Here is a 25,799-nt window from a genome sequence, read left to right as displayed (position 1 = left end):
CCTTTGACTGTCCCGGGGATATATTATACAATTGACGGTAGCAAAACAAAAGCCGCTCAGGCACATTTGAGCGCAAAGGAGGCCCGGCCATGAGTATCCCCACTCCCCCGGCAGGGAAGATCATCCTCACCTATGAGGATTATCTTGACCTGCCCGACGACGGTAACCGTTATGAAATCCTGGAAGGGGTGCTGCACGTGACGCCCTCCCCCACCACCCGCCACCAGCGGGTTTCCCGCAACCTGCAGCGGATTATTGATGCCCACGTCCTGGAACACGACCTGGGAGAGGTTTTTTATGCCCCCCTGGACGTAATCCTTTCCAATATCAGCATTGCCCAGCCGGACCTCATTTTTGTCTCCCACGCCAGGGCGGAAATTATAACCGAGAAAAATATTGCCGGTGCCCCCGACCTGGTGGTGGAAATTCTCTCTCCCCATACTTCCCGCAGGGACAAGATCACCAAAGCCCACGTGTACGCCCTTTACGGGGTGTGCTATTACTGGCTGGTCGACCCCGACACCACCACGGTGGAAGAGTACCGCCTGGAGGAAGGAGCCTACACCCTGGTCAGCCGGGCCACCGGTAGCGAACCCTTTAAACCGGAAATTTTTCCGGGACTGGCCGTAGACCTTTCAAAAGTGTGGGCCTGATGCTACTCCCCCACAACCTCCCCTATGGGCACCAGGCGCCTGTCGAGGCCCTGGAGCTCCAGCCGCAATTCGATGATCGCATCCCGCAGCTCCGCCGCCTTTTCGAACTCCAGGTGGCGGGCGGCTTCCCGCATTTCCTTTTCCAGGCGGGCAATCAACTGCTTCAGCTCTTTCCTGGTCCGCTTCTTCGGCCGGGGCTTATCCTTGGCCTGGTAAGCGGCCTTTGGCTCCGCCACCCGCGTGGCCTCAATCACGTCCCGCACCCCCTTGACCACCGTGCGGGGGATGATGCCGTGTTTTTCGTTGTATTCCATCTGGATGCGGCGCCGGCGTTCCGTTTCCTTGATCGCCCGGTCCATGGATTCGGTAATGCGGTCGGCATAGAGGATCACCTTGCCCTCCGCGTTGCGGGCGGCCCGGCCGATGGTCTGGATCAGGGAGCGCTCCGAGCGCAGGTAACCCTCCTTGTCGGCATCCAGGATGGCCACCAGGCTGACCTCGGGCAGGTCCAGGCCCTCCCGCAAAAGGTTGATCCCCACCAGCACGTCGAAGACCCCCAGGCGCAGGTCCCGGACAATTTCCATGCGCTCGATGGCGTTGATCTCCGAGTGCATGTAGCGCACCTTGATGCCCAGTTCCCGCAGGTAGTCGGTGAGATCCTCGGCCATTTTCTTGGTCAGGGTGGTCACCAGCACCCGCTGGTTTTTGGCCACCCGCTGCCGGATCTCCGCCACCAGGTCGTCGATCTGGCCCCGGGTGGGCCGCACCGAAAGCTCGGGGTCCACCAGCCCGGTGGGCCGGATGATCTGCTCCACCACCTGGCTGCTGCGCTCCAGTTCATAGGGGCCGGGGGTGGCGGAGACGAAGATGACCTGGTTGATCTTCCGCTCGAACTCCTCAAACTTGAGAGGCCGGTTGTCAAAGGCCGAGGGCAGGCGGAAGCCGTATTCCACCAGGGCCGCCTTACGGGAGCGGTCGCCCTCGTACATCCCCCGCACCTGGGGCACGGCCACGTGGGATTCGTCAATGAAAAGCAGGAAGTCCTGGGGGAAGTAGTCCAGCAGGGTATAGGGGGGCTCCCCGGGAGCCCTGCCCGTCAGGTGGCGGGAGTAGTTCTCAATGCCCTTGCAGTAACCCATCTCCCGCATCATCTCGATGTCGTACCGGGTCCGCTGCTCCAACCGCTGGGCCTCCAGCAGCTTGCCCTGCTTCCGCAGCTCGGCCAGCCTCTCCTCCAGTTCGGCCTCAATGGCCGCGATGGCCCTTTCCATGCGGGGCCGGGAAACGGTGTAGTGGCTAGCCGGGAAGATGGACACGTGCTGGCGCTCCCCGATGATCTCCCCGGTGAGCACGTCGAACTCCAGCAACCGCTCGATTTCGTCACCGAAGAAATCGATGCGGATGGCCTTTTCGGTGTAGGACGCGGGGAAGACCTCCACCACATCCCCCAGCACGCGGAATTTTCCCCGGGTGAAGTTCACATCGTTGCGCTCGTACTGGATCTCCACCAGCTTGCGCAATACCGCATCCCGGTCATAGGTACCCCCCTTGCGCAAGGAGAGCACCAGGGTGCGGTATTCCTCGGGGTCACCCAAACCGTAGATGCAGGATACGCTGGCCACGATGATCACGTCCCGCCGCTCAAAAAGGGCGCAGGTGGCCGAGTGGCGCAGCTTATCTATCTCGTCGTTGATGGAGGAATCCTTTTCGATATAGGTATCCGTCTGCGGTATATAGGCTTCGGGCTGGTAGTAATCATAATAGCTGATAAAGTATTCCACCGCGTTCTCGGGAAAGAACTCCCGGAACTCGCTGCAGAGCTGGGCGGCCAGGGTCTTGTTGGGGGCCAGCACCAGGGTAGGGCGCTGCACCGCCTGGATTACCTGGGCCATGGTATAGGTCTTCCCGGAACCGGTGACCCCTAAAAGGGTTTGCATGGGGTAGCCCTTTTGCAGCCCTTCCACCAGCCGGGCAATGGCCCTGGGCTGGTCGCCCCGGGGCTGGAAATCCGATTTCAGTTTGAAAGGACGCTCCTGGTAAGACAACTTCACCACCCCACTTCTTAATTGATTCTATCCCCCTTTTAATTACCTGTCAATGTGGTCGGAGCCAGTTCCAGGCAAACCATACAATTCCCGCCATAACCCGGGCGGGCAGATTTTCTTCAAGGGAATCCCGGAAAACCTTTCCCTGCCGCTGAAAGCTCCGGGGGAATAGTCCTTAAGGCGCGGGCGGGGCCGGCGGCCTTCATGGATCACCGGCGTCCGGCCGCAGCGCCGGCCCTCCAGGAGCCAGCGCCGGACCAGTTCGTCCATGCCGGCATTCACCACCAGGCCCCTGAGCTCCCGGGCCCGCCGGGTGGCCCGGCGGCAGGTGTAGGTCTGGCAGACCATGGGGCGCAGGCGATAAATGGAGCACCGGCCCCGCCGGGTATCCAGGAAAATGCAGGAGCCGTCGGATTTAAACCCCAAGCTGATATCCACCACCGGCCCTTCCACGTAAACGTAACCGTACTGCTGCAGGAAGGATGACAGGGGCGCAGGCAGCCCCTGGAACTGCCGCCCGAACCGGCCGTCCCGCAGGAAAGCAGCCACATCGGGGTAGGTAAGGGGGACCCTCTCCCAGCAGCAGGCGGTGCAGCCGTTGCAGGGAGGACAGTGTTCCCGGATAAAATCGTTTAAGGCATCCAGGTAATCCTGCACCGTGGCGCCTTCGTGGACTATTTGCACATCATAGGCCGGTTTTCCGCCCAGAAGGCAGTCGTTGATGCGTACTTTCAAAAGGGGTTCTCCTCCCGTTAAGCAACCAGATAACCAGATTGCCCTGTAACGAGATATTATACTATATTTTGCGGTCCGGGTGTAAAAAGACCATCTCCTGGTCCGTGTCAAGCTCCAGCAGGTGTCTCGTTCGTATTAAGATTCAGTAGGTAACTCTGTACTCGCCTGCCGTTTTGCACGCGCTCGCTCCGTTCCCCAGCACTCACCGGGTGCAGGTACCTCCGAAGGCATTTAAACAGTTATAGTCAGCACTCATCCCATCAGAGAACTCTGGTTGCAGTGAGTGCTGGGCAAACTAACGCTCGACCTCGGGCTCCGGCGGGGTTCCCGGCAAATTTGGACGTTGGAAGTCAGATGTCAGAGGTTAGAACTGCTGTTGGAATTCGCTACGCGAATTCCTTCCTCTTTTCCGACTTCCGACCTCTAACCTCCATTCCCGGCATCCATGCCCTCGGCCCCGCCTCCGCCCTCGGTCTCGCTAAGTTTGGCACCTGCTCGGCTCAAGGTCGCTCGCTTCGTGCAAAACGGCGGCCATTTTATCCGCTGTTAGTGGCGCTGAATGCGTCATGGGCCTACTTAAATTTTATACGGCCATCTCCTCTTCCCGGGGAAATGGTCTTTTGTTATCCAGTTTTTTTCAAAGGCATTGCCGCTTTGCTTACGTACCGCCTCCACCGCCAGCGCCTCCTCCACCGGGGACGCCGCCACCGCCGGCTCCCCCGGCCGGCACGGGCATTTGCTGGGCTCCGCCGCCTTCCACACTTTCAATGCGCTCCACCTCGCCCTGGATCTGCACCTCCACCGTTTTCCCCTCGCGGGTGGTAATGCGCAAGGTGGTGCGGGGCTTTTGTTTACCCTCACCGCCCTGCTGGCCGGATTGGTTGGAGGAACTGCTGCCCTGGTCGCTACCTCCGGCCTGGCCTTCGCCCTGGCCCTGACCCCCACCCTGCTTTTGCTCCATTTCCTTTCCCCAGCGCTCCTGCAGCAAATAGGCGTTGGCGGACTGAATCAACCGCACGGGTACAATGCGGGCCGGAATGCTGTAATCGCCGCTGATCACCCGGGTGTCGTACTGCCAGTACCCTGTTTTGGCCAGGCCCACCGCCGCGTCCAGGGCGTACTGCCCCAGCAAATCGGGCCTGGTGTCCACTTCCGCATCATGCTCCCCGGCTCGCAGGGCCCGGGAAGCCTCCCTATCAGCCCCCACCCCCACTGTAAGTACGCGGTTGTTCAAGCCTGCCGCTTTGAGGACCTCCACCGCGGCTGTGGCCAGCCGGCTGTCACTGGCCAGAATAACATCAATTTTATTGTTGAACCTGGCCAGGGCCTGCTGCACGGCAAGGCTGGCCATGGCTGGCTGATTTCCCGGTTGCTGGGCCTCTTCCACCACCCGTACCTGGGGGTTAGCCTCCAGCGCTTTCCTGGCCGCGAACACAATTTCCCGGGCGGCGTTGTCCCGGGGATCACCGGCCAGGATCATTACGTTAAGGGGTCGTCTGGAAGGAAGCTGCCTGCCGGGCATGGTCATCTGGGCGGTACCCTGCCCCTGGCCGCCGCCGGCCTGATCACCCTGACCTTGCCCGCCGGTCTGGCCACCCTGGCCGCCGGAGGAAGCTCCCGGCCCGGCAGGCATACCGGCGGCCTGCCGGAGGGCCTCGTTAATGAATTGGACCTGCAACTCTCCCGCCCTGGCGTGATCTGAGGCCACGTAGGCATCCACCGGTGTATTGGCGGGCAGGGTTTCCAGGGCCACTACCTTGATATTATTCTGTACCAGCTGCTGCACAAGACGGGGGGCACTCGCCGGATCCACCGCCTGGAGCACCACGGCTTTAACCCGCCGTCCGGCAAGCTGCTGCAGCTGTTTTTCCTGCTGCGCGGGATCGTTTTTCGCATCCAGCCAGGTGATGTCCATCTTTTCCTCGCGCCTGCGCCGGTTCATCACCTGCTTGATGATCTGGTTGCCGTCCCGCTGCATATCGGCCAGGCTGACGGCAATCCGCAGTTGGGGGGTCATTTGTTGCTCCTGTTCACCCCGCCCGGGACATCCAGTTAAAATTAGCAACACAGCCAGGAAAATAGGCAGCCCCGCCTTCTTCCACCCGGCGCACCGGACCATCTTCCAAGACCCTCCCCGCAGTGAAAGCTCCAAAACACGCTACCATGGACAGTGAACCTTTGGTATCTTAAGGGTATTATGCTTACCCTCCGCCGGAAATATAATATGCCCGGCCTTTTGCATTCAACAAAAAAAGCCCTTCTACAGAGGGCTACAGGCTCATAACCATAGGTTGTGGGAGGTGGTCCCCTTGAACAAACTGCTGGTTCTCTGGCAATCAGTACTCAGGGGCATTTCACGATGGATGGGATCGTTTTGCCGGCACCGGATGCCGACCCTGGTGGAAATCATTGATGAGGCCCGCCGGGAGTGGCAAGAAGCCTTGAGGGAATTTCACCTGGTGGATAGTGAAATGGTTGATTATGTAATTTTCAAGATAAATACCGCGGAGCGGAGATTCATCGCGCTTTTAATCCAGGCCCGGCGCAGGGGCGTTACCGCCTGGCCCCCGGACCTGCCGGGACCTGTCAGAACTACCGGCTAGGTGTTAAACAACTCGCTTAAGGCACGGCGTTATCCCGCTCACTCCTTGGCTTCCGCGTAAAATGCGCACGCGGCGAGCAATGCGGCCGGGGGTGACGGCCATCACCCTTCGCCCCGTGGCGATTTTCAACAATGGGGAGAGTAATGGTTGGGGTCGACCAGCTCCCGGTACTTGGCCACCACCTGCTTGAAGTCCTCCCACGTATCCTTTTTCAAGTTGGGGTTGCGCAGTAAGGCCGCCGGGTGGTAGGTGGGCATGATCCAGACCCCGTTTTTTTCCACCCAGCGTCCCCGGTCCCGGGTGATGCGCCCCCGGGAGTCCAGTACGGCCTGGAGGGCGGTAGCCCCAAGCAAGACCATAATCCGGGGCTGTAAAATGCGCAGCTGGGCCTCCAGGTTGGGTCGGCAGGCCGCCCGCTCCTCTTCGGTGGGTATCCGGTTGCCGGGAGGACGGCATTTCACAGTGTTCAATATGTAAACGTGCTCAAAACGCCCGAAACCGCAGGCCTCTAAAATCTTGTCCAGCAACTGGCCGGCCTTCCCCACAAAGGGCCGGCCCAAACGGTCTTCGTCGGCACCCGGCCCTTCACCGCAAAGTACAACTTTGGCCGCGGGATTGCCCTCGCCAAAAACTACTCCCTGACAGCCCGCCCGCAGGCCGCAGCGGTTGCATGTTTTGACCTTTTCCTCCAGGGCGGCCATATCGTTTATCCCGGAGAGATCCCACCCGGGGTCGCCGAACAGGCTCTCCTGCAACCAGAACAACTATCTCACCCCGCCATTAAAGACTAACCCGGAAAAATAACTGTATGCCTGTTTACACGCCGTTCGCTACGCTCGCTTCGCCACCAAGGAAAAGGGGCAGGTTTCACTGCCCCTTGCCCCTTTCGCTTTAAGCCTTTATCATGCCGCTTATTCTTCTTTCTCTAAAATAATGCGGTGATCCACCAGGGCCAGCTCCACAATCTTGGCCTTCACTATTTTGCGCCGCCCGAAGATGTCCTCCAGCAAAATCCCGTCCTCGTGGGGGATCACCCGGTCCACATTTTCTAAAAAGAGTTCTTCCTTACCATCTTTACGCAGGTAAGCATTTGCTTCACACATGCGTTTCACCACCTTTTTTCATAAACGATTATAGCCCCAGCTTCCGGCATGTGTCAACGGCAAATTATATCCGGTTTCGAGGGCAGTACTGCAGAAAGATTAACGCTTGATGCGCCGCCGGAAGTCCTGCCACAAGCGCCCCAGGGGGCCGGCGGTGGAAAGGTCCATGACGGCTTCCTCACTACCGTCGGGCACGGGTACAAAACCAAAGGGCCGGCCCGGAGCCCGGAAGACCACCTCCCGATGAAAGGCCTGCTCCTGCCCGCGCAGGAACTGCACCTCCACCGGACCCCAAACGTCGGCCAGAACCATCTCTAGCTCTGGACGGGAATTTACCTGGTGCTGGTTTAGAAACAGCACCACATCCCCCGAGCGAATCCCCGCCCGCCAGGCCGGACTGTCCGGCACCACATCCAGCACCCCTACACCCCGGGGCGGCGGTACAAAGAGGGGGCGCCGTAAAAATTCCACTTTTTTGCCGGTATAAATGACCATTTCATGTCCCAGGGGGGAAAAAAGGGCGGCCAGAAAAGCCAGACCGCGGACATACTGGGACAGTACCGCCAGGAGAAGCAGGCAAAGGCTATAGGCGCCCAGAAAAAGGGCTGAAAGGCGGCTCTTCTCTCCCGGACTGCGGGAAATGGCCAGGTCCCCGTAACCGAGCCCGGCTACCACCGGAATGAGGGTGTAGACCAGGTCCTTCGCATCACCGCTAACTCCCGGTTTGAGCAGGGGCCACCAATCGGGCATGGCCACCCCCTGCTGTACCGCCGCCGGACCGACCACGGCCAGGGCAACAATGGGAATGGGCCAGAAGCGCTGTAAAGTAAACCCACCGATCACCTGCCCGGCGGGCGATTTAAAGTAAACCGGCACGGCTCCCAGGTGGCCGCTGGTCAGAATCAGCGCGCTTTCCACCAGGTGTAAAATGGCCACCAGGGCCAGCACCTGGGCGATGTGTATTTCCGGAAAGCCAAAAAGGAGGTTGCTGAGCGACAGCACCCCCCCGGCATAGGCAAAACAGAGAAACCGGGCATTGATCAACATCAATAAAATGGCCACCGGCCAGAGATAAATCAGACCGGAGCCTGTAAGGGAAAGTCCGATCAGCACCATGAGGAAACTGCCCAGAAAACCGCCCAGAAGGCCGTACCCCGTGGCGACCACAGTGTCACGCCACACCCCGCCAGCACCCGGCAGGCCGAAAAATTCCCTCCTGGCGGCGGCCATGCGCCGGTACTGCAGGGCCACCAGCAGCACCACCACCCAGAACAGGGGGTCGAAAAACACAGTGACCAGGGTGGCCATAATGGCCGGTAATATCTGGCTAAAAGGAAACATTTTTTCACCACTCTTTCCTCATCAAGCGGCCCTGGCCATCTTGCTTACCAGGATTTCAATGGCCCGTTCCAGCTGCAGATCCACTTCCGCCTGGGGCTCCTGTTCCACCACCACGTCCGGCGTAATCCCTTTTTTATGAATGTCGTGGCGCGAGGGGGTCAGGTAACGGGCTGTGGTCAGTTTCAAACCGGCACCGTTGTCCAGATCAAAAACCGTTTGTACAATGCCCTTGCCGAAGGTTTTCTCTCCCACCAGGATACCCGCCCTGGTATCTTTAACCGCCCCGGCCAGAATCTCAGCCGCACTGGCGCTGGCCCGGTTTATGAGCACCACCAGAGGGAGGTTGAGGTTTTTCCCTTCCGAGGAATATGTTTCCTCCCGGCCGGAACGATACTGGATGTAAACCACCGGCCCCCGGGGTATAAAGTAGTTGGCCACCTTGACTGCCGAGCGCAGCTCACCCCCCGGATTGTTGCGCAAGTCCAGGATAACTGCTCGCATTCCTTCTTTTTTTAAACGGGAAATGGTGGCCCCCAGTTCTTCCGGCGTTTTTTCGGTAAACTGGGTCAGGGAAATATAGCCAATTCCTTTGCCCGGTATCATTTTACCCTCTACGGTGGGTACACTAATCTCCTCCCGGACCAGATTTACATCCCAGGGTTGGGGCACTCCCTTGCGGGCGATGGTCAATTTGACCTTCGTGCCTGCCGGCCCGCGCATCATGCTCACGGCCGTATCCAGGTCCATTCCCCGGGCATCCCGGTCGTCGATGCGAATAATCACGTCTCCCTGCTTGATCCCGGCCCGGTAGGCCGGTGTACCCTGGTAGGACCGCACCACTGTCAGGTGTTCTTCTTTAATGCTCACCAAGATACCCAGGCCGCCAAAACTCCCCCGGATTTGCTCCTGCAAGCGGGCATACTCCCCGGGGTCCAGGTAAACCGAATAGGGATCGTTCAGAGATTTGACCAGGCCGCGAATGGCCCCGTCAATAAGAGTAGTGGCACTCACCGGTTCCAGGTACCTGGTGCGGACCAGGTGAATGACCTCCAGCAGGGTCCCCAGGTGCTTATAGTTACTGGCCAGCATGCCGCCAAAAGCCACGATAACTAAAAAAACCACGACACTCAGGGCAGCCAGCCAGCGGATCCATCTATTCCCCGTCCGGTGATAATTTATCATGCCCACCTTGACACCCACCTGCCTTATCTTTCCTGTACACACGTATTATACTACAACAACGCCGGGGTAATTACAACAGTTGCCGAGCAAATGAACCTGGAAGGGGGCCAGCCCGGAAAAAAATAAACCGCGGCTCCGGGGACATCCGGAATCGCGGCAGGGATCACAGTTACAAATAACCCGTAGGATCCACCGGCGAACCGTTGACCATGACGGTAAAGTGCAGGTGGGGACCGGTGGACATTCCCGTGCTGCCCACCCGGGCAATGGTTTGCCCCTTGTCCACCTCCTGGCCGACAGAAACCAGCTGAGCCGAAAGGTGGGCGTAAAGGGTGGTTATGCCACCGCCGTGATCAAGCATAACCATATTGCCGTAGCCGCTCATGTAACCGACGTAAATGACCGTTCCTTCCTGGGCGGCCACCACCGGCGCACCCGTGGGAGCCGGGATATCAATGCCATTATGCATGCGCACATAGCCCAGAATGGGGTGGCGGCGGGAGCCAAACCCCGAGGAAATGGACGAGTAACCGGGTACCGGCCAGGTCATCACACCGCTGCCCCGGGGCGCCGAGGGGTGGCTGCGGGCCCTTTCCAGGGCGATCTGCCGCAAAATTTCTTGCTCCTGGGCCTTTAACCTATCCGCCTCTTCCTCGTGACGGCTCAATTCTTGCTGCGCCTGGGCCAGCAGCACCTTTTGCTGCCTTTGCTGTTCCACCAGCTGCTGCCGGGCGAACTGCTGCTGCCGCATCAAAGCTATTATGCGGTCCCGACGCTCCTCCAGCCGGGCCTTCTTTTCGGCCACTTCCTGGCGCCGGGCCGTAAAATCGTCCACTATGGCCGCATCCCGGGCCACCACCCGCTTTAATAACTCGTAACGGTTGATAAAATCGCTGAAATCCCGGGCGGCCAGCAGAACTTCCAGGTAGTCGATTTCTCCCCACTGGTATATTTCCCGCAGACGCTGTTTCATCACCTGGCGGCTCTCTTCCAGCTTTGCTTCAGCCTCGGCCAATTCCTGCCGGGCGCGGTTAACCTCCCGCAGGGCCACCTGCAGGTTTTCATCCAGCTCACGGATGCGCTGTTCCATAGCCGAGATGGCCCGCTCCGATTCGGCCACCCGGTCGGCATAGCCGCGCACTTCCTGTTTTGACTCCCGCACTTTTTGTTGTTCCTGGTGAAGCTTTTGCCTGGTCTCCTGTAACTTTTCCTGCAAGCTGGCCCCCTGAGCCATACCCATCCCGGCCCCGAACAGGGCCAAAGCCAGCCCCAGGGCCATGACCTTGCCGGTAAGACCGCTCAAACCATCTCCCCCCCAAAAACTAAACATTTAAAAACCGGTGAATGGATATGGTACTGCCCAGGGCACCTATAAACAACCCCAGCCCCACCAGGCCCGCCAGCAGGCTAAACAGGACCTGCCCGTCGGAAACCAGGGGGATGAAGGGCATGGCCCGGGCCAGATGTTCCACCAGCGATAAATACCCGGTGTACACCAGCACTGCCGCCAACAGAGAACCCAGCAACCCCAGGACCATTCCCTCAATTAAAAAGGGAAAACGCACAAACCAGTTGGTGGCCCCCAGGTACTTCATAATCCCTATTTCCCGCCGGCGGGCAAACACCGAGAGGCGAATGGTGGTGGAAATTAAAAATACCGCCGCCGCACCCACCAGGATCATGGCTCCTATTCCGGCCACCCGCACCCACTGCGTCACCACCACCAGCCTCTCCACCACGCCTTGGCCGTAGCGCACATCCTCTACCCCGTCCATGGAGGCAACCTTTTCGGCCACTTCCACCACCTGATCTGCCCGCCGGGTTTTGATCCGGAAGGTGTCGGGCAGGGGATTATCCTCCTCCAGGCCATCCAGAATCTCTTTGCGCGGACCGAAGCTGCGGCGCATTTCCTCTAAGGCCTCTTCTCTGGAAATAAACTGCACCTGTACCACCCCGGGAAGGAAGCGGATTTTCTCGTTTAACTCCCGGATTTCTTCCTGTTTGAGGCCATCCTTTAAAAAAACGCTGATTTCCAGACTGGATTCCAGTTGATCCGCGAGCCGGTCCGTATTCACCACCAGCAGCAGGGAACAACCCAAAATAAGCAGGGATATGGTCACCGTGCCCACCGCGGCCAGGGACAGCCAGCTGTTCCGGAAGATAGATAAAAATGCCTCCCGGAAATAGTAGACGAGGGTTCTAATCCTCATGGCGGTACCCTCCGCATTCCTCGTCCCGCACAATACGCCCGGATTCCAGGGCCACCACCCGCTTTTTCATGGCGTCCACAATATCCCGAGCGTGGGTAACCATAAGGATGGTGGTTCCGGCGTTGTTAATTTCCTGGAACAACTCCATCAGCCCCCAGGAAGTTTCCGGGTCCAGATTGCCGGTGGGCTCGTCGGCAATGAGAAGCACGGGGTTGTTCACAATGGCCCGCGCAATACCCACCCGCTGCTGTTCCCCCCCGGAAAGGTGCGCAGGCAACACGTTGGCCTTACCCTCCAGACCAACCAGCTTGAGCACCTCCGGAACACGCCTTTTAATCTCCCGGGAGGAGGCTCCGGTTACCTCCAGGGCAAAGGCCACGTTCTCATAAACCGTCTTTTGAGGCAACAAACGGAAATCCTGAAATACCATCCCTATCTTGCGGCGCAGGTAGGGTATTTCCCGGGAGCGCAGGCGGGCCACGTTCCTGCCGTTAAACAGGACCTGTCCCCGGGTGGGCAACTCTTCCCGGAAAATCAGCTTGGTCAGGGTGGACTTGCCCGCTCCGCTGGGGCCTACCAGAAAGAGAAACTCACCCTTTCTAATATGCAGGTTCACATTATCCAGGGCTTTAACCCCGTTAGGGTAAACTTTAGTTACACCGTAAAAACGGATCATTACCGCCACCTCAGTTACGTCAAAAAACCCTGTTGTACAAGCTTTTTCAGGTAAATCTGGTAATCCCGCCATGTTGCCGCGCTTTCACGCGCGGGCAGCGCCGCATCCTCCCCATAATAACGCTCGGCTCAAGTCGCTCGATACCGGGCCAAAACAGGGGCTTTAAAAAAACTGGGGATACTTCAGCTTTTTCGTATACACTTCGACAGGCTCTCCAGAAATCCTCTTAAAAAACCAGAAAAAAGCAGACAACCCCTCCCAAAAAGAGAGGGGTTGTATAAATTGTAATATTTTACCTCCTACCTTTCTTTGTTACTGCCTCCCGCACTTTGGCCGCCAGGTGCGCGGCAGTCAGGCCGTATTTTTCCAGCAACTCCCCGGGCTTGCCCGACTCGCCAAAAACATCGGGTACGCCCACCCGGCAGACTGGCACGGGATGGTGGGCACAGACAGCCTCCGCCACCGCCCCGCCCAGGCCGCCGATGACGGAATGCTCCTCGGCGGTAACGATGACCCCCGTCTCCCGGGCGGCCGCAATCACCGCCTCCTCATCCAGCGGCTTGATAGTATGCATGTTGACCACCCGCACCCGGATACCCTCCTGCTCCAGCATGCCGGCGGCCTCCAGGGCGGCGGCCACCATAATCCCGGTGGCGATAATGGTAGCGTCATTGCCTTCCCGCATGGTCACCGCCCGGCCGGGCTCGAAATGAAAATCGTCCTCGTGCAGTACGGGTACCCCCGGGCGCCCCAGGCGGATGTAAACCGGACCCTGGATTTGCGCGGCCGCCCGCACCGCCGCCCTGGTTTCCACCGCATCGGCGGGGACGAGCACGGTCATGTTGGGCAGGGACCGCATCAGGGCGATGTCTTCCACCGACTGGTGAGAGCCGCCGTCCTCCCCTACGGTGATGCCGGCGTGACTGGCGGCAATCTTCACGTTGAGCCGCGAGTAGGCCACGCTGTTGCGAATTATCTCAAAGGCCCGGCCGGTGGCAAAGATGGCAAAGGTGCTGCAGAAGGGAATTTTTCCCGCGGCGGCCAGGCCAGCGGCCGTTCCCATCATGTTCTGTTCAGCTATGCCCATATCGAAAAAGCGTTCCGGGAAGTGTTTGGCAAACTCGATGGTTTTGGTGGACTTAGCCAGGTCCGCGTCCAGCACAACCACGTCGGGGTTTTCCCGCCCCAACTCCACCAGAGCCTTCCCGTAGGCATCCCGGGTGGCAATCTTTTTCATAACTCCAAGTACCCCCTTTTCAAGCCAGCTCGGCCAGGGCCCGTTCCACTTCATCGGGTTTGGGGGCCACACCGTGCCATTCCACCATGTTCTCCATAAAGGATACCCCCTTGCCCTTCACCGTTTCGGCCACGATCATCTGGGGTTGACCCCGCACGGCCCGGGCCTTTTCCACCGCTTGGAGAATTTCTTCCATGTTGTGGCCGTCAATCACCTGCACGTCCCAGCCAAAGGCGCGCCATTTCTCGGCCACCGGTTCCACGGACATAACCCTGCCAACGGGCCCGTCAATTTGCAGGCCATTGTAATCCAAAAAGGCGGTCACGTTGTCCAGCCGGTAGTGGGCCGCCGCCATGGCCGCCTCCCAAACCATACCTTCCTGAATCTCCCCGTCGCCCAAAAGAACGTAAACGCGGTAGTCCCGGCCGTCCAGCCTGGCCGCCAGGGCCATCCCGTTGGCAGCGGACAACCCCTGGCCCAGGGAGCCGGTGGAGAGCTCCACACCCGGCAATTTTTTCATGTCCGGGTGCCCCTGCAGGGGACTGCCCAGGCGGCGCAGGGAGAGGAGTTCCTCCACAGGGAAAAATCCCCTTTCCGCCAGGGCCGCATAAAGCACCGGCGCGGCATGCCCCTTGGAAAGGACAAAGCGGTCCCGGCCGGGCCAGCGGGGATTTTGGGGGTCAATGCGCATTACCTCGAAGTAGAGGGCGGTGACAATATCGGCACTGGATAAAGAACCGCCGGGATGGCCCGAACCGGCGGCACCGGTCATGCGGATTATGTGCCGGCGGATTTCCCGGGCCTTCTCTTCCAGCCTTTTGATTTTTTCCCCATCCATCTTGAACACTCCCTGGATGAAAAATTTTTATGTAATGAAATCATGATTCCCGCCACTGTTTGAATCCTTCTCCCAACACTTCGTGCACGTCGGCCAGGATGACAAAGGCCTGGCGGTCCACCCGGTAGATCAGATCCTTTAAACGGGTCACCTCGGAGCGGTTCACCACCACCAGCAGGACATCCCGCTCCATACCGGTGTACATTCCCCGGCCCTTTAAGGCGGTGGCGCCGCGTTTGAGCTCCCGCAGCACCACGGCCGCAATTTCGTCCGCCCTTGGGGAAATGATGAAGAAAGCCTTGGTATAACTGATCCCCTCCTGTACCAAGTCGATGAGCCAGGCGGTAACAAAAATGGTGATCAGGGCGTACATGGCCAGCTCCCAGGAGTTAAAGGTAAACCCCGCAAAGAGCACTACCATGCCGTCCACCAGGAAAAGGAGCTGGCCCACGTTGGCGCCGGTGTAGGTACGCAAAATGGCGGCGGCCAGGTCCGTGCCGCCGGTGGTACCCCGGTAGCGGAAAACCAGACCCAGCCCCAGGCCGGTGAGCACCCCGCCGAAGATGCTGGCCAGCAGGGGATCGTGGGTGGGCACGGGGAGATGGGGAGCCAGCGCGTCCACCACCAGGGACAGGCTGATGGTGCCATAAAGGGAGCGAAAGCCAAATTTCAGGCCCAGCCGGTAAATGCCCATGGCAAAAAGGGGGACGTTTAGCGCCAGCATGGTCATCCCCACGGGAGCCCCGGTGAGGTAGTGGAAGACTGTAGCCAGGCCGCTTACTCCTCCGGCGGCAATCTTATTTGGCACCAGGAAGAGATCCAGTCCAAGGGCGGTAAGGACCACCCCCAGCGTTACTCCCAAAAATTCGCTAAGAATGGCCATGGGAGAACTACCATCTCCAGTAAAAATGAAATAGGGCCGGTTTAACGCCAGAACAAACCAGGATTATGTTAACCAGAATAAAGCGGCCCTATCAAAAACACAGGATATAATTATTCTCACTCTGGCAACAGAATCCTGCATGGAGCAACAAAAAGTTCAGGGTTTTTCAGGATTTCCTCCCTTGCTCACGAACCTGTTGCCGGCTGTCTCAGGTAAATTCTGGGTCGTGAGTTCGGATACCTTAAACGGAGGCGGGAAATATAGACTGAGGATCCCCCGAACTTTCCCCCTGTTGTAAAGATTGCGCGTTTTGATCATAAAAACACCTCCCGGCAGTAGGTTGGCCTGCCGGAGAGGTTATTATTTAAAGCAGGCGGAACAACAGTTTTTGTGAAATTTTCGCCTTTTTCCCCTAAAGCGCCGGGGATGAAAAATAACGATTCGGCTCCGGGTTGTTGAAAAAGCCAAGAAAAACGATTTACTATTCTTTAATAATTAAAACAACCAGATAGGGAGGTCAACAAAAATGCCCGAACGAATGGCTAAAGATATTATGGTCCCCATTTCCAACTATGCCACCGTTAATGCTGACGACTGTTTAAAGCATGCCCTGGAGGTATTTGGAAATGCCGTTTCCAGAGGTTACCGCACCTTAATCGTTCTGGACGAGCACGGCAACATAGTGGGCTTTTTAACTACCAGAACAATCCTTAAGGCCCTGGCCGCCTATGGCGTTGAAGAAGACATCTGGTCTGCGGACAGTTGGGGAACCTTCTTTATACGCATTGAAAGGGAGCGGCTAAAGAATACGAAGGTGAAAAAAGTAATGCGGCCCGTCGTACAGGTTTTTGTTGACGAAAACACCCCTATTCAAGAAGTGGCACGCGTTATTCTGGCCAATCAGGTAAACCATATTCCCGTTCTTAACAAGGAGCGCAAGGTCGTCGGGGTAGTCCGGACCATAGATATACTTGATGTCCTGGCCAAATTTCTAAAGGATTAACTCCCGCGAAAAATAACCGCGGCCTTGCGCAGCCAGTGGCAGTGGCGGGCATTTTCACCATTCCTGGCTGGACGGGAAGGGCTAAAATGTCTTTTACGATCCTGACGCCCCGGATGGCCTGTCGGATATATGCCGGCAAGTCATTGCCGGGCAGCCGGCCCACGCCGGAGCCCTGTGTGCCAAGAGGGCATTAACAATAAGGATTTTTAAAAACAGGGGCCAGGTGCCCCTGTTTTCTGCGTATACCCGGTCTTCCAATCAGCCGGTGACAGTTACCTTCCTGCAACCCTGATTTAATTTTACTGCAATTTTAACAGCTTCCACCATGCTGCGCTCGTCGGCAATTCCCTTGCCCGCGATGTCAAAGGCCGTGCCATGATCTACCGAAGTACGAATGATGGGCAGTCCAACGGTTATGTTTACACCGGTTTCAAAACCCAGAATTTTTACCGGTATATGCCCCTGGTCATGGTACATAGCCACCACCGCATCATAATGACCTTTATATGCCTTCAAAAAAACGGTGTCCGGGGGTAATGGACCAGAAACCTGCACACCTTCTTCCCGGGCCTTTTCTATTCCAGGCCTTATTTCCTCCCGTTCTTCACTGCCGAAAAGGCCCCCTTCCCCCGCATGGGGGTTAAGGCCGGCGACGGCAATGCGGGGAACCGGTATACCAAGGGCCTTTACAGCTTTATCGGCCAGTTTTATGACTTTATATACCCTTTCTTTTTTTACTAATTCGCAGGCCTCTTTAAGAGCCACATGGGTGGAAACATGGATTATCCTCAATGTTCCGCTTACCAGCATCATCGCGTAATCCGCCGCTCTCGTAAGCCTTGCCAGGATCTCCGTATGACCGGAATAATCCAGCCCCGCTTTATGGAGGGCCTCTTTATTAATCGGAGCAGTAGCTATAGCCGAAATTTTACCTTCCAATGCGAGTTTAACGCCCATTTCCAGGTATTCATACGCAGCCCGCCCGCAAACCGGGGAAACTTTACCTACTTCGAAGTCAGATAAAGATAATTTATTGACCGAAATGAAGTTTATATATCCCTCTTCATACTGTTCGGGCGTTTTTATTTCCTTAAGCGGAAACGATATTTTTAATAATTTCCTATAGTACTCCAGTACAGGCCCGGAACCCAAAATTAAAATCCTTGCCATATCAGATAATTGGGTGGAACTTGCAGCTTTCAGGCTAATTTCCGCACCTACACCCGCCGGATCTCCCATGGTTATTGCCACAAGAGGTTTCATTTTCCTTCTCCTCTCAAAAATCGCATTGCGTTTAATATGGAATCCCTGCTCCCGAAAGCTCCGGCTTTCGTGATTAACTTAAGCCCATGGAAGGGCCCTCCCATCAACAGCAGTTCCGGTAGTCCTGGTTCAATTTCCGAATCTATCCTGCACCCACCAGCTGAAAGTTTTTTAACAACATGAAAAGCCGTATCCCCACCCGTTAAAACCATGCCAGCCGGTTTCTTCAGGCTGACTATTGAAAGGGCGATATCTCCCAGGACTTCGGAAATTGCTTCGCTGGTAATTTGCGGGGAAAGCCCTTTTTGCCGCCCCGCTTCCAGCGCCTCTTTTATGGAATCCTCATCGGGCGCCGAAGCAATTACCACATTTCTTCCATAACTCATAAACTCCAAACACAAACTCCGAACTCGTTCTATTTCCCGGGCGGGAGAGATCAGGGATTTCTTTACATCCACTTTCACTAGCTCAGTGCTGCTATCTTCCAGAGCTTTATAAATCTGCATCCGGGTGACCCGGCTGACACTTCCTGCTATAACTAAAACCGGGTCAATCCTTGATTTATCCTTAAGACAATCTATCAGGGCTTCCGCTAAACCGGCTGAACCCACCCATAGCGTTCTTCTATTTAAATTCAACACACCCCTTGCTATCTTTTTCAGATCATCATCGCTCACCGTATCGAAAGAAAAAGTATCGCCATCTTTGAGTTCTCTTAGCAGAACCGCTTCCAGGTTCCGCCGTATTTCCTTTAAAGTCACATGCCTGACTTTGACACGCAGCTCGTTTTCCAGAAATTCCCTTATGTTTGAAGTGACAATGGGAGCTCTCGGGTCCCTGGCCAGTTCAGTTTTATCTACCGGGATGCCCCTCAAAAAATGAATGCCTTCTTGCGTGGTACGGTCGTTTTTAGGAAAGGCCGGAGCAAATACGGTGAATTCCGGCTCAAAAACCTCTCTAAGAGCGTTGAGCTCTATACCGATATTGCCTCTTAAAGTGGAATCAATTTTTTTATACACTATGGCCGCTTTATATTCTTTTACCACCCTGGAAACCTCTTTAAGTTTTTCGTAGGCATCCAGAGCAGGAATGTTCCTGGTTTCGGTATCTATTACCAATGCGTCTGCTACACCTTCGTACCTTTGTATATCGTCCTTATCCATTACCGTAACTGTAAGGTAACCGTGCTTTACAAGCTGGGCTCCACTATCGTTGGCGCCTGTAAAATCATCGGCTATTACGATTACCTCGTACAAATCTTCTCTCCCCTTATCTTTACCCGATGGTTGCCCCCCCGGCCACCGATGTTGCCAGGCGGCGGTATAAACTCAAAACACCCGTGCTTTCTTTTTGCGGCAGCACAGCATTTTTGCTTCGTTCTACTAAAACGGCCTCGATTTCCGCCGGGTCTTTTACCTGTCCTTCAGTACCAATTACGTCTAATCTACGGGCAGGTATATCCATGCGGATTAAATCACCATCTTTGACATAAGCCAGGGGGCCACCTGTATAAGCTTCCGGCGTTACATGCCCCACAGCAGGACCGCGGGTAGCACCCGAAAAACGCCCATCGGTGATGAGCAAAACCTGCTGCGCTAATTCAGGTCTGGTATACAACGCCTCCGTCATCCGCAGCATCTCAGGCATGCCGGATCCCTGAGGCCCTTCAAACCGGATGATGATAACATCTCCTGGGACAATTTGATCGGCCAGCAGGGCGGCAACAGCGTCTTCTTCGCTGTTGAAAACCCGGGCCCGGCCCGTAAAACAGTACATTTCCGGCGCCAGCCCTGAGGTCTTAACTACCGCTCCTGCGGGAGCCAGGTTGCCTTTCAAAATAACTATGTTGCCCTGCGGTTTTACCGGATTGTTACAGGTTTTTATTATAGCGTCGGGAGTTAAATTATAGTTTATCAGGTAACTATTTATTTCGGTAAAAAAGCCGCTTTTTTCCAGTTCACGCAAGTTTTCCCCCACCGTCTTGCCGGTTACGGTCAAGGCATCGAGGTGCAAGAAATCCTTTAATTCACGCATGATGGCGGGAACACCGCCGGCATACCAGAACAGCTCGGTTGGCCACTGGCCACCGGTTTTTAAACTAACCAGAACAGGAATTTTCCGGTTAAGCCGGTCAAATAAATCGGGGTCAATTTTAATGCCCGCTTCTTTTGCTATGGCCGGTAGATGCAGCAAAGCATTGGTGGATCCCGAGATGGCCGCGTGCACAATAATGGCATTTTCAATATTTTTATGAGTTACAATGTCCCGCGGCCGCAAGTTCTGCCTGACCAGTTCCATTAATTGGCGGCCAGCCTGCCGGGCATACCGCACAATCAGATTAGAATAGGCGGGAACCAGGGCATTACCGGGCAGGGCCAACCCCATCGCTTCACTCATACACTGCATGGTGCTGGCTGTCCCCATAAACTGGCATGCTCCGGCGCTTGGACAGCAGTTACGGGTGTAATATCCCAGTTCCTTTAATCCCATTTTGCCTGTAAGAACCTGGTCACCGCAGCCGTACAGGATTTCAGACGACATATAGTCAGGACCGCTCAACATGGAACCGCCGGGCACCTGTATGGCCGGCATATTAACCCGCAGCATGGCCATCAACTGCGCCGGAATGGATTTATCGCAGCTGGCTATAAAAATGGCTCCGTCAATAGGGGTGGCCAGAGCGTGAATTTCATACATGTAAGCCATGATGTCCCGGGAAACCAGGGAGTAATTCATGCCGTCATGGGCCATGGCCATGCCGTCGCAAATATCTGTAACTGTATAACAAATTGGCTTACCTTGATGCTCGTAAACACTGATCCTGGCCGCTTCCACCAGCTTATCTAAGTGCTTGCTGCCGGGATGGCTATCCCCAAAGGCGCTATCGATTAAGATCTGGGGTTTAGCCAGGTCTTTTTCATCCCAGAGCGTGCCCATGCGCAGGCCATCACCTTGAAAATTAACCTGCCGCAACATTTGACTTTTAAGTTCCATCTTGCCAACCCTCCAGGGCAACAAATTCAAAGTAGTAAATTAAAACGCAAGAAGCAAATTCCCATCCGCATCAAACACGTGTGCAAGCGGTCCTTCCACAATGTTATAACCTTCCGGCAACTCTGGCCGCAAAGCCTCGCTAATGTAAAATTCTTTGAGTTCCAAGGTATTTTTAATTACCACCATGCGCACTTGCCCGGGGTCCACATAACGCCCGCAGGTTTCAATGGCAATTTTAATAGCTTCTTGATCATCAGGTGCCACAATGGGTATAAAAGCCCGCTCCAGGAAGGTAGAAGTGATGGTATTTATGTATGTTTTCTTCAGGTCAATCTTTTGGTAAAATCTCTCTGTTACAACATCGGCAATACCCATACCTAAAGCGTTACCGCCGCTGGCATCGGTAAGGTCAAGAACAACAATTCTGCGGGCCAACCCGGTTTTTTCACCGTACTCAGCAATCCGGAAACGACCGGTGACATTGGGATCAATGCCCACACCGCTTATGTTTTTGCCCATTTCCCGGACCACCAGCACATCCAGGTCCGCCACGGGCAACCTGGGCATCATTTGGCGGGCGCAAGACAATAATTCTGCGTCGCGGTCAAAAAATGTTTCCCGGGGCACTACTTCCACCAGTGCCGTCTGATCGAGCTTATTTTCCACAATGGCGATACCGCCCAACACGGGTAGCTTCTCCCAGATCACTTTAGCCGCTAAAGGAATTAGTTCGGTCAAACCATGCAGACCATACTGGTGTATGGTCTCTGCACCTTTTTGCTTGCCCAATCCAATGGCCAGCATTTTAACCAGGCCGCTTTCGTGCCGGGCATGATAATCAGTATGCGGCTTGATTCTATTTATCGCCACCAGTCCATCCATGGCCAGGGCATCCCTGGCTGCATAGACCGGGAAACCGTCAATTTCCTCAAGACACTCCACTTCCATGGAGGAAAGGAACTGTGCCTCCGTAGTAGCTTCTGTTACCCCGTATTGTTCTACCAGTTGCCTCTGGCCCTGGGATGTAGCCCCGCCGTGGCTGCCCATAGCCGGTATGAGATACACCCTGGCCCCCTTATTTTGAAAGTACTTAACGGTTTCGGTTACAATGAGGGCCAGGTTACGAATCCCTCTGCTCCCTACTAAAATGCCAATTTTTTTGCCTGCAAAATTTTGCTGCCCGAAGTACTGTTTTAGGCCCTGGCTAATTTTTGTCCGTATCTCCTCAGGCGATAAACTGGACGGCACCTCTAAATCCTGCACGCGGTAAAAGATAAGCTTCATCTGCTCTCCCCCATTGCTTCCTCTAAAAATACGGCTAAAGGTTTTACCACCAGCGGCAGGGCTAACCTTTTGACCACGGCACCTAACTGCATTAAGCAGGCCGGGCAAGAAGTAACAACCTGCGCTGCCCCGCTGTTCTGGATATTGGCCAGCTTGGCTGCCGTGATCTTTTGCGCAAGATCACGGTGTAAGATGCCGAAAGTGCCTGCCCCACCGCAACAGCTATCATCCTCCAGGTGAGGCTGGTAGGATGAACCAAATAAGTCGTCGAGCAGTTTTTGGGTTGGCTCCTTCAGGTTTTGCCCTCTGGCCAGATGACAGGGATAATGAAAAGTAAACTTTTGTCTCCCACGGCCTTTAACTTGGGACAGGTGCTCCCGCTCCTGGATCAAGATTTCCACTAGGTCCCTGAGCTTTGTCAGGGCCGGTGCGGCAACACCCAACCTTGCGGGGTACTGCTTTAAAACGCTGGCACAGGTGGAACAGTCGGTGACAATAAAATCAGTTTGCTCCCGGCTAATGAGCTCCAAATTGCGGTTTGCCACCTCCCGAAAGCCGTCTACAGCACCCAAACTTAAAAGCGGTGCCCCACAGCAGTAATTGTCCAGCAGGGTTACGTCAGCCCAGCGGCGAAGCAAATTGATAGCCACCAGGGCTGCCCCGTGGTAAAAAGTATTACTGGCACAGCCCACAAAGAAAGTAACTTTGTATTTACGCTGTCCCGTGGCAGGCAGTGTTATGCCCGTTCCGGGATTATCCCTCAACACCTGACCATCAAGATACTGGCTTAAAAATGACCTTAGCTGGTAGGGGTCAGGTATCATACCATATTTTTGATAGTAGTAGGCCAGCTTAGCAGCCAGGGGTATAAATGCTTTGTTTAAAAAGGCAAGGCGATAAAGTCTTTCCTTCCATTTGTTTTTTGACCCCTTGATTTCTAATAGCTGCTGGCGGTAGTGCAAAACCACCTCTGCCGTGCGAACCCCGGATGGACACACTTTCGTACAACTTTCACATAACAAGCACTGCTCCAAGACCTGGACAATCTCTGGCGTTTTCAATAAAGCCTGCTCACCATTCTCAAGGTATTTGCGTACCAAAAAAAGGCGCCCCCGGGCCACATTTCCTTCATAATAAGTAGCTTTATAGGTGGGACAAATAACCTGGCACCCCCCGCACTTGTTACAACGTAACAATTCCTTGTAAACCTGCTCCTTCTCAAGCATAGAACTCATCTCCAATAAATACTTGCGCCGGGTCCAATGTGACTTTTAGCTTGCGGACCAGGGTAATTGGATCATCAAACGTAACCCCAACTGTTTCACCGGGAACGCTGCGGGTAAATAGTTCCCCGCTCAGGTAGTCATATAAAACAAAATCACGCCGGTTAACGAAGTTAGTTATTTGCTGTTTATCCCAAACAATTACCTTGGCCTGGTGTTTCTTTTCGTTTAGAGAAAACAATTCCGCTTGAATTTCTGGTGCCGCAATGGGAAAGACATCTGGTCCCAAAGCTTGTCTAATTTGCCCCTGCTCTTTTTGGACCTGGCCTGGGGTACCAAAGAGGGCAAATAGTACATTATATAATTGATTCGCATCCGGCCAGACCCAACACCCTTTAAGAGAGTACAGCACCCGCTTGAGTTCTGCCATTTTGCTGAAGATAGCTTGCATATAGGGAACCTTCCAAAGAATATAAGCCATCTCATCAGGAACCGGCTTTAAAAAAAGCGTTACCTTGCTAATAAATCCATACATGCCTCTGGAACCGGCCAAAAAGCGGCTAACCTCATAACCGGTTACGTTTTTAACATTGGCTCCGCCAAAATTGAGCACCCCAAAGGTTGAAATTAGCTCTACCCCGCCCATGTAATTGGCAATGCTACCATAGGCGTGCTCGAGCAAGTGCCTCTGGTTAGAAGCCACCGTACCAGCCAGCGTAGCCTGTACCGGCAAAAACAATAAAGCAGGACAAAACTGCCCTTGTGGCCCCGTTAACTCTAATATTTGACCTAAAGTTACACCGGCTTCGGCAGTTAAAGCCATATTCTCCGGGATATAGCTTATAATGCGGTTAAAGTTACTCATGCTGACCAGCATATACCGGTCATGCTTAAATTTTTCGGGTGAGATGTATCTTGTTAACCTGGTCAAATTGCCCACGGGGCAAATTTTACGCCCGGAAGTTTCGGCCAACTTAATTAGTTCCCGCAACTCTTTTTCATGCTGCGGGTAATAAACGGCCACTTCCAGGCCGCTAGATAGGTTAAATTCCCGCGCCATGATGCCGGTTGCCTTCATTACTTTCACCTGCAATTGCGTTTAAATTGCTTTCTCCAGGTTTAACAACCAGGACGGGTCAAATGCCTCTTTAATTGCCTTTAAGAATTCCAGTTCAGCCGGCTTAAATACCAGCTTGAGATAGGGACGTTTTTCCATGCCGATTCCGTGTTCACCCGAAAGGGTTCCTCCCAACTCAACTGCCGCCTTAAAAATCTCTTCCGCTGCCGCCTCAACTTGCGGCATTTCCCGCTCCCGGTCGCTGTAAAGCAGGTGCGGATGCAAGTTGCCATCCCCTGCGTGGGCCAAAAGGCCAATGGTAACCCCGTGTTTTTGCCCAATCTCTTCTACCTTTTTAATCATGGCCGCTACTTTATGGCGCGGCACGGTAATATCCTGGACCACGTAATAGGGCTTAATTCGGCCCAGTGCCCCGTTTACTGAACGCCGCGCAAGCCATATTTGTTCCCTTTCTTTACTGTCTGTGGCCACATCAACCCTCGTCACTCCAATGGAACGTAATATCAGCATTACCCGGTCCATTTGGGCGTTTAAGTCTTCTTCCTCCCACCCGTCCAGTTCAATCAGGAGCAGGGCCCGAGTATCCCGCGGCAGACCCAGGCCTACAAAGTCATCAATGGCGTGGGTAAGCTTCTGGTCAATTATTTCCATGGCGGTGGGCACAATCCCGGCCTTAATTATCTCACTTACCGCCTCTCCTGCCTGCCGGAGATCATTAAAACTGCACAGCAGGGTTTTGCAGGCTACTGGTTTTCTAACCAGCTTGACCATAATTTGGGTCACCACACCCAGCGTTCCTTCCGAACCAACTATCAGGTCTACCAGGTTCGCATCATTTACCCAGCTGTTAATGGCATACCCACCGTCTAACTGCGCCAGCTTGCCCAAGCGGAGTACCTTGCCTTCAGGTGTAACCAGTTCCAGACCCAGGACATGATCACGGGTGACGCCATATTTAACACACCGCATGCCGCCGGCATTTTCGGCCACATTACCGCCAATGGTTGCCACGTTCATACTGGCCGGGTCGGGCGCAAACATATAGCCCCCGGCCTCAACAGCCTTTTGTAACTCCAGGTTGGTTACCCCCGGCTCGACAACGGCATACTCCCGCTCCCAATCAACGGCCAGAATGCGCCGCATGCGGGTCAGGCAAAGAACAGCCTGTCCCCGCTGGGGGACAGTTCCGCCGCTCAAGTTGGTCCCTGCACCCCGGGGCAGCGTTTCTACTTTGAACTTTGCAGCCAGAGTGAAAAAAACGGCTACATCCCGGGTGCTTTCAGGAAAAAAAACGGCGGCGGGTTGACCAGAATATGGGGAACTGTCATAACTATAGAGATAGAGCGCCTCATTGTTTACCACTATCTGGTCAACCCGGAAATGTTGGCGCAGTGCGCGCAGGAATAGCTCAACGTTGCTATGCATAGGCCTTCCTTCTTTCATCTCGA

General features: G+C 55.2%; 23 protein-coding genes. 3 read left to right on the top strand and 20 right to left on the bottom strand.

What is annotated here, in order from left to right; genetic code table 11:
* Nucleotides 1–89 precede the first annotated feature (89 nt).
* Nucleotides 90–653, top strand: a complete 564-nt coding sequence (locus BUA65_RS02845; RefSeq protein WP_072867257.1) for a Uma2 family endonuclease — start codon at nucleotides 90–92, stop codon at nucleotides 651–653.
* A gap of 2 nt (nucleotides 654–655) precedes the next feature.
* On the opposite strand, the gene uvrB is transcribed toward BUA65_RS02845, so the two are convergent.
* From uvrB to BUA65_RS02830, 3 genes are all read right to left on the bottom strand, one after another.
* Complete coding sequence (gene uvrB / locus BUA65_RS02840) at nucleotides 656–2,698, bottom strand: excinuclease ABC subunit UvrB (protein WP_072867256.1); 2,043 nt, start codon at nucleotides 2,696–2,698, stop codon at nucleotides 656–658.
* A gap of 42 nt (nucleotides 2,699–2,740) precedes the next feature.
* Nucleotides 2,741–3,433: a YkgJ family cysteine cluster protein gene (locus BUA65_RS02835; protein ID WP_072867255.1), complete on the bottom strand. Its 693-nt coding sequence runs from the start codon at nucleotides 3,431–3,433 to the stop codon at nucleotides 2,741–2,743.
* 658 nt (nucleotides 3,434–4,091) lie between these two features.
* Nucleotides 4,092–5,552, bottom strand: coding sequence for a sugar ABC transporter substrate-binding protein (locus BUA65_RS02830; protein ID WP_084061997.1), 1,461 nt, complete (start codon nucleotides 5,550–5,552; stop codon nucleotides 4,092–4,094).
* Nucleotides 5,553–5,742: 190 nt separating this feature from the next.
* Between BUA65_RS02830 and BUA65_RS02825 the strand changes: the two genes are divergently transcribed.
* Nucleotides 5,743–6,036, top strand: coding sequence for a DUF2508 family protein (locus BUA65_RS02825; protein ID WP_072867254.1), 294 nt, complete (start codon nucleotides 5,743–5,745; stop codon nucleotides 6,034–6,036).
* A gap of 125 nt (nucleotides 6,037–6,161) precedes the next feature.
* Here BUA65_RS02825 and BUA65_RS02820 read toward each other — a convergent pair whose 3' ends face one another.
* The 10 genes from BUA65_RS02820 to BUA65_RS02775 form a co-directional block, all read right to left on the bottom strand.
* Entirely contained in the window at nucleotides 6,162–6,800 is a 639-nt protein-coding gene (locus BUA65_RS02820; RefSeq protein ID WP_207543840.1) for a uracil-DNA glycosylase, read from the bottom strand.
* Between the two features lie 147 nt (nucleotides 6,801–6,947).
* Entirely contained in the window at nucleotides 6,948–7,139 is a 192-nt protein-coding gene (locus tag BUA65_RS02815; protein WP_013824306.1) for a CooT family nickel-binding protein, read from the bottom strand.
* Nucleotides 7,140–7,238: 99 nt separating this feature from the next.
* Nucleotides 7,239–8,480, bottom strand: a complete 1,242-nt coding sequence (locus BUA65_RS02810) for a PDZ domain-containing protein (RefSeq protein ID WP_072867253.1) — start codon at nucleotides 8,478–8,480, stop codon at nucleotides 7,239–7,241.
* A 21-nt stretch (nucleotides 8,481–8,501) separates the two neighbouring features.
* Nucleotides 8,502–9,662, bottom strand: a complete 1,161-nt coding sequence (locus tag BUA65_RS02805; RefSeq protein ID WP_072867292.1) for a S41 family peptidase — start codon at nucleotides 9,660–9,662, stop codon at nucleotides 8,502–8,504.
* Nucleotides 9,663–9,831: 169 nt separating this feature from the next.
* Nucleotides 9,832–10,965 carry a murein hydrolase activator EnvC family protein gene (locus tag BUA65_RS02800; RefSeq protein WP_084061995.1) on the bottom strand — a complete coding sequence of 378 codons (1,134 nt, stop codon included), beginning with the start codon at nucleotides 10,963–10,965 and terminating at the stop codon, nucleotides 9,832–9,834.
* Between the two features lie 19 nt (nucleotides 10,966–10,984).
* Nucleotides 10,985–11,872 carry a permease-like cell division protein FtsX gene (gene ftsX / locus BUA65_RS02795; protein WP_072867251.1) on the bottom strand — a complete coding sequence of 296 codons (888 nt, stop codon included), beginning with the start codon at nucleotides 11,870–11,872 and terminating at the stop codon, nucleotides 10,985–10,987.
* Entirely contained in the window at nucleotides 11,862–12,548 is a 687-nt protein-coding gene (gene ftsE, locus BUA65_RS02790; RefSeq protein WP_072867291.1) for a cell division ATP-binding protein FtsE, read from the bottom strand. The genes ftsX and ftsE overlap by 11 nt, the downstream gene beginning before the upstream one ends.
* Nucleotides 12,549–12,840: 292 nt before the next feature.
* Nucleotides 12,841–13,785, bottom strand: coding sequence for a transketolase family protein (locus BUA65_RS02785; protein WP_072867250.1), 945 nt, complete (start codon nucleotides 13,783–13,785; stop codon nucleotides 12,841–12,843).
* A 19-nt stretch (nucleotides 13,786–13,804) separates the two neighbouring features.
* Nucleotides 13,805–14,623 carry a transketolase gene (locus tag BUA65_RS02780; RefSeq protein WP_072867249.1) on the bottom strand — a complete coding sequence of 273 codons (819 nt, stop codon included), beginning with the start codon at nucleotides 14,621–14,623 and terminating at the stop codon, nucleotides 13,805–13,807.
* 40 nt (nucleotides 14,624–14,663) lie between these two features.
* Nucleotides 14,664–15,506: a YitT family protein gene (locus BUA65_RS02775; protein ID WP_072867248.1), complete on the bottom strand. Its 843-nt coding sequence runs from the start codon at nucleotides 15,504–15,506 to the stop codon at nucleotides 14,664–14,666.
* Between the two features lie 526 nt (nucleotides 15,507–16,032).
* Here BUA65_RS02775 and BUA65_RS02770 point away from each other — a divergent pair.
* Nucleotides 16,033–16,509, top strand: a complete 477-nt coding sequence (locus BUA65_RS02770) for a CBS domain-containing protein (protein ID WP_072867247.1) — start codon at nucleotides 16,033–16,035, stop codon at nucleotides 16,507–16,509.
* A 258-nt stretch (nucleotides 16,510–16,767) separates the two neighbouring features.
* Here the strand turns inward: BUA65_RS02770 and pdxA are convergent, their stop codons facing one another.
* Genes pdxA through BUA65_RS02735 form a run of 7 tightly spaced genes read right to left on the bottom strand, consistent with a single transcriptional unit; the run spans nucleotide 16,768 to nucleotide 25,776 of the window.
* Nucleotides 16,768–17,772: a 4-hydroxythreonine-4-phosphate dehydrogenase PdxA gene (pdxA, locus tag BUA65_RS02765; protein WP_072867246.1), complete on the bottom strand. Its 1,005-nt coding sequence runs from the start codon at nucleotides 17,770–17,772 to the stop codon at nucleotides 16,768–16,770.
* A complete protein-coding gene (locus BUA65_RS02760; protein WP_072867245.1) occupies nucleotides 17,769–19,028 on the bottom strand; it encodes a four-carbon acid sugar kinase family protein in 1,260 nt (419 codons plus the stop codon). The genes pdxA and BUA65_RS02760 overlap by 4 nt, the downstream gene beginning before the upstream one ends.
* Nucleotides 19,029–19,047: 19 nt before the next feature.
* The gene (gene ilvD / locus BUA65_RS02755; RefSeq protein WP_072867244.1) at nucleotides 19,048–20,766 is read right to left on the bottom strand and encodes a dihydroxy-acid dehydratase; all 1,719 of its coding nucleotides are present in this window, start codon (nucleotides 20,764–20,766) and stop codon (nucleotides 19,048–19,050) included.
* A 39-nt stretch (nucleotides 20,767–20,805) separates the two neighbouring features.
* Nucleotides 20,806–22,050, bottom strand: coding sequence for a nickel pincer cofactor-dependent isomerase, group 22 (locus BUA65_RS02750; RefSeq protein ID WP_072867243.1), 1,245 nt, complete (start codon nucleotides 22,048–22,050; stop codon nucleotides 20,806–20,808).
* Nucleotides 22,047–23,276, bottom strand: a complete 1,230-nt coding sequence (locus tag BUA65_RS02745) for a (Fe-S)-binding protein (RefSeq protein WP_072867242.1) — start codon at nucleotides 23,274–23,276, stop codon at nucleotides 22,047–22,049. The genes BUA65_RS02750 and BUA65_RS02745 overlap by 4 nt, the downstream gene beginning before the upstream one ends.
* The gene (locus BUA65_RS02740) at nucleotides 23,269–24,351 is read right to left on the bottom strand and encodes an FAD-binding oxidoreductase (RefSeq protein WP_072867241.1); all 1,083 of its coding nucleotides are present in this window, start codon (nucleotides 24,349–24,351) and stop codon (nucleotides 23,269–23,271) included. The genes BUA65_RS02745 and BUA65_RS02740 overlap by 8 nt, the downstream gene beginning before the upstream one ends.
* Nucleotides 24,352–24,372: 21 nt before the next feature.
* A complete protein-coding gene (locus BUA65_RS02735; protein WP_072867240.1) occupies nucleotides 24,373–25,776 on the bottom strand; it encodes an FAD-binding oxidoreductase in 1,404 nt (467 codons plus the stop codon).
* Nucleotides 25,777–25,799 lie beyond the last annotated feature (23 nt).

The organism is Desulfofundulus thermosubterraneus DSM 16057 (assembly GCF_900142025.1).
Taxonomy (GTDB): Bacteria; Bacillota; Desulfotomaculia; order Desulfotomaculales; family Desulfovirgulaceae; genus Desulfofundulus; species Desulfofundulus thermosubterraneus.
The sequence above is the reverse complement of the archived record's forward strand: the minus strand, read 5'-3'. Positions and strand labels throughout refer to the sequence as shown.

Bases quoted from the DNA above. Each gene is read 5' to 3' on its own strand.
- BUA65_RS02770 (WP_072867247.1), top strand. From the start codon at position 16,033: ATGCCCGAACGAATGGCTAAAGATATTATGGTCCCCATTTCCAACTAT.
- ilvD (WP_072867244.1), bottom strand. From the start codon at position 20,766: ATGGAACTTAAAAGTCAAATGTTGCGGCAGGTTAATTTTCAAGGTGAT.
- BUA65_RS02775 (WP_072867248.1), bottom strand. From the start codon at position 15,506: ATGGCCATTCTTAGCGAATTTTTGGGAGTAACGCTGGGGGTGGTCCTT.
- BUA65_RS02785 (WP_072867250.1), bottom strand. From the start codon at position 13,785: ATGAAAAAGATTGCCACCCGGGATGCCTACGGGAAGGCTCTGGTGGAG.
- BUA65_RS02815 (WP_013824306.1), bottom strand. From the start codon at position 7,139: ATGTGTGAAGCAAATGCTTACCTGCGTAAAGATGGTAAGGAAGAACTC.
- BUA65_RS02810 (WP_072867253.1), bottom strand. From the start codon at position 8,480: ATGTTTCCTTTTAGCCAGATATTACCGGCCATTATGGCCACCCTGGTC.
- BUA65_RS02805 (WP_072867292.1), bottom strand. From the start codon at position 9,662: ATGATAAATTATCACCGGACGGGGAATAGATGGATCCGCTGGCTGGCT.
- ftsE (WP_072867291.1), bottom strand. From the start codon at position 12,548: ATGATCCGTTTTTACGGTGTAACTAAAGTTTACCCTAACGGGGTTAAA.
- BUA65_RS02750 (WP_072867243.1), bottom strand. From the start codon at position 22,050: ATGAAGCTTATCTTTTACCGCGTGCAGGATTTAGAGGTGCCGTCCAGT.
- pdxA (WP_072867246.1), bottom strand. From the start codon at position 17,772: ATGAAACCTCTTGTGGCAATAACCATGGGAGATCCGGCGGGTGTAGGT.
- BUA65_RS02845 (WP_072867257.1), top strand. From the start codon at position 90: ATGAGTATCCCCACTCCCCCGGCAGGGAAGATCATCCTCACCTATGAG.
- BUA65_RS02780 (WP_072867249.1), bottom strand. From the start codon at position 14,623: ATGGATGGGGAAAAAATCAAAAGGCTGGAAGAGAAGGCCCGGGAAATC.
- BUA65_RS02740 (WP_072867241.1), bottom strand. From the start codon at position 24,351: ATGAAGGCAACCGGCATCATGGCGCGGGAATTTAACCTATCTAGCGGC.
- BUA65_RS02830 (WP_084061997.1), bottom strand. From the start codon at position 5,552: ATGGTCCGGTGCGCCGGGTGGAAGAAGGCGGGGCTGCCTATTTTCCTG.
- ftsX (WP_072867251.1), bottom strand. From the start codon at position 11,872: ATGAGGATTAGAACCCTCGTCTACTATTTCCGGGAGGCATTTTTATCT.
- BUA65_RS02745 (WP_072867242.1), bottom strand. From the start codon at position 23,276: ATGCTTGAGAAGGAGCAGGTTTACAAGGAATTGTTACGTTGTAACAAG.
- BUA65_RS02735 (WP_072867240.1), bottom strand. From the start codon at position 25,776: ATGCATAGCAACGTTGAGCTATTCCTGCGCGCACTGCGCCAACATTTC.